Annotated in this window: 5 protein-coding genes and 1 pseudogene; 2 read left to right on the forward strand and 4 right to left on the reverse strand. The window is 70.2% G+C overall.

The genetic code is table 11. The features are described from left to right. Positions 1 to 16 precede the first annotated feature (16 nt). The 3 genes and pseudogenes from ACFVT5_RS37965 to ACFVT5_RS37975 all read right to left on the reverse strand — a co-directional run bounded on the left by ACFVT5_RS37965 (position 17) and on the right by ACFVT5_RS37975 (position 3014). On the reverse strand, positions 17 to 535 hold the full coding sequence (locus tag ACFVT5_RS37965; protein WP_389897853.1) for an SLATT domain-containing protein: 519 nt from the start codon (positions 533 to 535) through the stop codon (positions 17 to 19). 218 nt (positions 536 to 753) lie between these two features. Then, a pseudogene (locus ACFVT5_RS37970) lies at positions 754 to 1026 on the reverse strand (hypothetical protein); the annotation flags it as partial. A 785-nt stretch (positions 1027 to 1811) separates the two neighbouring features. After that, complete coding sequence (locus tag ACFVT5_RS37975) at positions 1812 to 3014, reverse strand: lipase family protein (protein WP_389897856.1); 1203 nt, start codon at positions 3012 to 3014, stop codon at positions 1812 to 1814. Between the two features lie 251 nt (positions 3015 to 3265). Between ACFVT5_RS37975 and ACFVT5_RS37980 the strand changes: the two genes are divergently transcribed. Continuing rightward, complete coding sequence (locus ACFVT5_RS37980; protein ID WP_389897858.1) at positions 3266 to 4135, forward strand: LLM class F420-dependent oxidoreductase; 870 nt, start codon at positions 3266 to 3268, stop codon at positions 4133 to 4135. Between the two features lie 115 nt (positions 4136 to 4250). Here the strand turns inward: ACFVT5_RS37980 and ACFVT5_RS37985 are convergent, their stop codons facing one another. Next, a complete protein-coding gene (locus ACFVT5_RS37985; protein WP_389897860.1) occupies positions 4251 to 5027 on the reverse strand; it encodes a zeta toxin family protein in 777 nt (258 codons plus the stop codon). On the opposite strand from ACFVT5_RS37985, the gene ACFVT5_RS37990 reads away from it, so the two are divergent. Then, complete coding sequence (locus ACFVT5_RS37990) at positions 4969 to 5838, forward strand: MerR family transcriptional regulator (RefSeq protein ID WP_389897863.1); 870 nt, start codon at positions 4969 to 4971, stop codon at positions 5836 to 5838. The two genes, ACFVT5_RS37985 and ACFVT5_RS37990, sit on opposite strands and share 59 nt — an antisense overlap. The last annotated feature ends 162 nt before the right edge of the window (positions 5839 to 6000 follow it).

The raw sequence follows: 6000 nt of genomic DNA on the forward strand, positions 1-6000 counted from the left end.
CCAAGCGCAGGGCCTCTCATGCACCAGTCTGCGGTGGACCGGCTGGAGTGATGGGCGGGGCGGTGCGACGTGCCATGCGGTCGGCGATCGCCCGTCTGGCCCGGCGCCGGATGGAGTGGGACAGAGCGGGGGCGGTTCTTTCGATGTCTTCCCATGTCGTGGAGACGGCGTCGACCCTGTCGTCGGTGAGGTGGCCGGGGTCGGCGAGCATCATGTCGACCTGGCGCCGGACGGTGGCGTAGCGCACGGCGGCCGCGCGGTGCTGTGCGGCGAGTTGAGGGTAGTTCCAGATCAGCTGGGCGGTGCTGAGAGCTGCCGCGGCAAGACTCAGCGTGCCGGTGATAACGCGCACCGCGGTCTGTGAGGAGCCCGCCAGCGTCGCGAAGATTGCCGTGCCGACAACGGTGGAGAGTGCCGCTGTCGAAATGGCAGTCACGCGGTCCCAGCGTTCGAACCGTTCCGCTGCGATGTTGTGAGCGACATGCAGGACCCGTAATCCCTCTGCCCATTCACTGATCATCTGCAAGCGGCTCACGGCTGTGCCCTCCCCCGACCCGCGAACGCCCTCCCCGCCGCCTTTGCCCGCTCGAAGACACACGTCAGTTTGGTCGCCTCGCAGCACAGCAACCAGAGGTTCCTACCCCGGTGAACAGGCCCGGAAGAGACACGAACAAGCCGTTCCCGCAGCGACGGGCCCGCAGCGCACCCGGACCGCGCCCGGCGACGTGGACGCTCCCCGGGCGCCGGGGTCATGTCGCCCGACCAGTCGAAGCGGTCCGGGTCTCCGGGACGCGGGTCGTACAGTGCCCACCCGGCCGCCGAGACGGAACGCCCGAGTTCCGTCATCAGGGCGACACCGGTGCCGATCTCGTCCTGTGTCCAGCCGGTGATGTCGAGCAGCAGCCCGTCGAGCGGGCCGCCGGTCAGTTCGACGTAGATCTGGCCCGGGCACGGTCCCGGGTCGGGGTCGTCGTGGTCGCGACCGTAGACCCGGCCTCGGAGCAGCTGCTCGTCGTCACCGTTCATGGCGTTCAGCCTTCCAGCCGCCACCGACATTGATACTCGTAAGCGGTTCCGGCGGTCGTGGCTCTGCCACTGACTGACGCCCTGCTGGGCTGTCTTTGCGTTGTTCTGCCCGATCGCCGGAACTGGTTCTCATGGCTCCGGCCAGGCGGACCATGACCTGATAGGAGCTTGGTCAGAAGCCCCTTCAATGTCCTGTCTGAGCCACCCGGCCGACGCCACCTCCAGCTAGGAAGGCGTTCACCAGCATGGCAGCACAGGCCCCGGAAGACACCGCTGGCACTGACCAGAAGGTGTTCGGAGGCGTCGACTCCCACACCGACACCCTCCATGTCGCAGTCATCAGCGACAAAAGGCGCGATCCCGTGGGACGGGAGGGTTCACCGGAACTTCACGGCCGGTCCCGTCCGGCGGGCGCCGGCGGCGACGTCGCTCCCGCCGGACGGGCATCGTTTTCCCTCACCGCAGCCCTTGCGGAGGCCAGGCAAATGCTGCGCGACAGACAGCCGCCCGCACCTCGCGCACCACGACGGCTCACAGCAGACAACCAGCGCACACTCACGTATCACCCCCGGAGAACCAACGCGCCGAACCCACCTTCAGGTCGCACGGATCGCCTCTGAGGACAGCCTCTGACAGGCCGGGCGTCACATCGGGTCCGTGAGACCGTGTCAGCTTTCGTCGAGGATCTGCGCACCGGCCGCTTCCGCGCCGGCCTCCGCGTCAAGGGCGTGCGCACCGCCCCCGGCGTCTACGAACTCACCCGGGCCGGGAAGGGACTGTCGAGATCAGCAGGTACTCGGCGCGGTCCGGTCGGCGAAGCGGTCCGCGAGCCAAGGGCGGCCTTCGGAGCTGGTGCCCTCGGTCGCGGCGATGTGCCCGGGGATGTGGTTGCCGGCGAACCTCACCGTCACACCCTGTCGACACCAGTCGGCAGCCAGGTTCTTACCGACCTGCTGGGGAACGACGTCGTCCAGGGCGCTGTGGGAGAGCAGGACGGGCACCGCAGGCTTGCGCTTGCCGAGCTGCTGTTCGGCCACGATCTTGTCCCACGGAGCGCGCTTGAGGCGCTCGGTCAGCGGGCGCCCGTCCACCGTCAGGAAGCGTGAGTTCAAGAAGGGGTACTTGGCGAGGGCCTGCATCGTACACAGGTTGTCCCTCAGGTCGTTGGTCACGCGCTTGCCGTGGGCGGTGAGGTACGGGGCGGTGTCGATGCCGTACGCGGTGGCCAGGCCGGTCAGGGCGTAGTTGAAGAATGCTCCGTAGGCGGAGCCGTCCATGCTGTCGGCGACCTTGTTCATGTCCGCAGGCGGAGCGCCGACGACCGCGCCCTTGATCTTCAGTTCGGGGGCGTAGCTAGGGGCCAGTTCGGCAGCGGACGCCGTCGCGCCGCCGCCCTGGGAGTAGCCGTACAGCGCGGCCGGACCCGCGTCCGGGAGATCCACGGCATCCAGACGCTGAGCCGCCCGAACGGAATCCAGTACAGCGCGGCCCTGCGCCTCGCGGTCCATGTACGTGTGGACTCCGGGTGTGCCGAGCCCTTGGTAGTCGGTCACCACCACGGCAAAGCCCTGGTCGAGGAGCTTCTTGATGGGCAGCGCCTCGTACTCGGTGCCCTCGGCCAGTTGGCGGGAGGGGGCGCATTTGTCCGCGAGGCCCTGTGTGCCTGGAGCGAAGGCGACAATCGGGCGTTGACCGTATTGGGAGGTCCTGGGGTTAAGTACGGTGCCGGTGACGGCGATGGCCTTCCCGGAGCGGTCGGTGGTGCGGTACATGATCCGGTGCACGCTCGCATCCACCTTGATCGCCTTGAGCGGATCCAGGTAGAAGACACCCGGCTCTGAGCTCAGCACGTCGCCGTTCTCCGCGGGTAGGACCGACGTTCGTTGCAGTGCGCTCAGCCGTCCGGCGGCGGCCGGCGCGTGGGCCGGCGCGGCCATACCGGCGGCGGCAGCGGCGACCAGGACGGCCGCAGTGATGATCTTGTTCATACGTGGAGAAACGATCTCCGAGCCGCGAGGCAACGCTGAGATACGGGTGTGAGCTATCGCGGTACGGGATGCAGCCGTGAGCGGCCGAGTACCCGACCCGGAACCCCGGGCAGGCATCTACCTCGCCCATTGGATCACCACCGGCCTGGGGCGGGTGGTTTCGTTCGTCGGGACGGCATGCCCGCGCGCGGCGCGCCACGTCCCCCGAGCCACCCGCGCTTCGTGCTTAAGGTGAGGCTCGGAGGTGGAGGATGCGAGTGGGACTGCACGCGCTCGGTATCGGTGACGGTGCCCGCCCCGAGGTGATCCGTGCGGTGGCCACAGCCGCGGAGACGCACGGCTTCGCGAGGCTGTGGTGCGGCGAGCACGTGGTGCTCGTGGACGCGCCCGCGTCTCGCTATCCCTACTCCGCAGACGGCCGGATCGCCGTGCCCGCGGACGCGGACTGGCTGGACCCGCTGCTTGCCCTGACCTTTGCGGCGGCGGTCACCAGCCGGATCGAACTCGCCACCGGCGTACTCCTGCTGCCTGAGCACAACCCGGTCCTGGTCGCCAAACAGGCCGCCACACTCGACATGCTCTCCGCCGGGCGTTTCAGCCTCGGGGTCGGGGTCGGCTGGTCGGCCGAGGAATTCGCAGCGCTGGGAGTCCCCTTCGCCGGGCGCGGGCGGCGCACCGAAGACTACCTCGCCGCGATGCGCACCCTCTGGGCCGAGGACCCGGCCTCCTACACAGGGGAGTTCACCCGCTTCGACGCGATCCGGGTCAACCCGAAGCCGCTGCGCGGCGGCCGGCTCCCGGTCGTGGTCGGCGGCAACAGCGACGCCGCCCTGCGCCGGGCGGTCACGCTCGCCGACGGCTGGTACGGCTTCGCCATCCCGGCGGCCGACGTTGCGGCGCGTATCGCCGTTCTCGCCGACGAGTGCGCCCGCCGCGGTCGCGCTTTCGACGAGCTCACCGTCACCGTGGCGCTGAGCGACGGCACCCCGGACCACCTCCCCGCACTCAAGACAGCGGGCGTCACCGAACTCGTCGTCGTCGCATCTCCCCCGCCCGCTCCCGACGCGGCGGCCACCTGGGTCGCGGAACTCGCCCAGACCTGGATTCACCCCGAGAAATAGCCAGGGCCGACCGGGACACCAGCCGCACATTTTCATGTCCGCAAGACGCCCCCAAGGACACAACGACTGACCGGCAAAAACGCGCCATACAATCCCATTCTGCAAGAGTGGCGCTTCAGGACGTCACTGAAATGAGGTCCTCCCTCACGCACGGGGCTCTCCGTACTGTTCTGAGATCGGCCGCGGACCGTACTCCGGAAGGGACAACACCGGTGCCCCACGCCGCGGCACGTTCGGCGTCGCGGCGGACCGCCAGCGACCAGTCCTCCGGGAGCGCCGGGTCGGCCAGGCGCCGGTCGGCGCCGGCGAGCTGACGGCGGAACCGGCCCGTCTCACCGGGCCCCCACGGGCCGGCGCGCTCGGTGAGCACCGCCCTGGCGGCGCCCGCCGGGCGGCGCCACCGGCCGTCGCCGAGTTCCTTGGCGTACACGGCGTCCATCGGCGCCCCGGTGGAACGTCTGACGACCACGACCCGGTCCCCCAGGCGCGGGTTCCCCACCGCGGCGAGGGTGCCGGTCAGCGCGGCCGCGCAGGCGTCGTGGTTGTCCCAGGAGACGTAGCGGGCCCGGCCTTCCCCGGCCAGGCGCAGGTACCGGTCCAGGATGCCGAGCCGGCTGACCGCCTCGGGCACCGCCAGGGCCACGATCCCGACGCGGTAGTCCGCCTGCCGGTAGGCGGCGTGCGGTCGTTCCTCCCGGGCGGGCTGACCGGATGCTCCACCTCCTGCAGCAGACCGCCGACGCCGAACAGGCGCCGGCCATCCCCACCGGAGCGACACCGTGACACGAGCAGGGAGTTGCCCCTCCCCCAGGGGCAGGGAGCACAGTGGCCGCATGCCAGACGGACAGGACATGCCAGCCATGCACAACGCACCGGACGACTTGATCGCCATCGGGGAGCTCGCCACCCGGACCAGGCTCAGCTTGAAGGCCCTGCGGCTCTACGGAAACAGAGGACTGCTGCCGCCCGCCCTCGTCGATCCGCGTACCGGTGTCCGCCGCTACGGCCCCACGCAGGTCGAGCGGGCACGTCGGATCGGGCTGCTGCGTGCCACCGGGATGCCGCTGGCACGGATCGCCGAGGTGCTCGATGCGGGCGGCGAGGATTCGGTACGGGCGCTGCACGCGTACTGGCGCGAGCAGGAGGCCGTTCACGCGGCCCGTCGCGACGCGGTGGGCTACGCCCGGGAGGTTCTGGCGGGTGGGAGTCCGGCCGGATACGAGGTCGCCGAGCGCGAGGTGCCCGAGCAGAAGGTCCTGTTCGCCCGGCAGCACGTCACCGCCACCGAACTGCCCGGCTTCCTCGCGGAGTCCAGCGGCCTGTTGTTCTCCCGCCTCGAGGAGGCGCAGGCTTGCCTGTCCGGACCTCTCTTCGCCGTCTACCACGGCCTGGTGAGCGAGGACTCCGACGGGCTGGTCGAGGTCTGCGTGCCGACGCTGACCGCGGTGGAGCCATCCGGCCGGATCGGGGTACGGATCGAGCCGGCGCACCGCGAGGCGTACACGGCCATGACGAAGGGCCGTGACGGCTACCCGGCGATGGCCGCGGCCCACGACGCCGTCGGAGCCTGGCTCACCGAGCACGGGCACACCCGCAGCGCCTCGAACCGCGAGGTGTACTACCCGAAGTGGGCGACCGCCGAAACGGGTGACCACGTCGCCGACGTCGCCATCCCGTTTAGCGCCGACCCCGGCGCCTCGTAGAGCGCTGCTGGCTCCCCGCTCCCCCGCCGACGCGGGCGCCGCCCCCAGGAGACAGACGGAAAGGGGGCCACTGGTGCATCAATGACCAGTCAGGCCGCGCGGTGAGGTCGCCTGCGGGGTTCTTCTTGCCGCAGCCGCAGCGCCTCGAGAACCCCGCAGGTG

It is taken from the genome of Streptomyces sp. NPDC058001 (assembly GCF_042886315.1).
Lineage (GTDB): Bacteria > Actinomycetota > Actinomycetes > Streptomycetales > Streptomycetaceae > Streptomyces.

Excerpts from the sequence above, each read along its gene's own strand:
- ACFVT5_RS37975 (WP_389897856.1), bottom strand. The coding sequence starts at position 3,014 with ATGAACAAGATCATCACTGCGGCCGTCCTGGTCGCCGCTGCCGCCGCC.
- ACFVT5_RS37980 (WP_389897858.1), top strand. The coding sequence starts at position 3,266 with ATGCGAGTGGGACTGCACGCGCTCGGTATCGGTGACGGTGCCCGCCCC.
- ACFVT5_RS37990 (WP_389897863.1), top strand. The coding sequence starts at position 4,969 with ATGCCAGACGGACAGGACATGCCAGCCATGCACAACGCACCGGACGAC.
- ACFVT5_RS37985 (WP_389897860.1), bottom strand. The coding sequence starts at position 5,027 with ATGGCGATCAAGTCGTCCGGTGCGTTGTGCATGGCTGGCATGTCCTGT.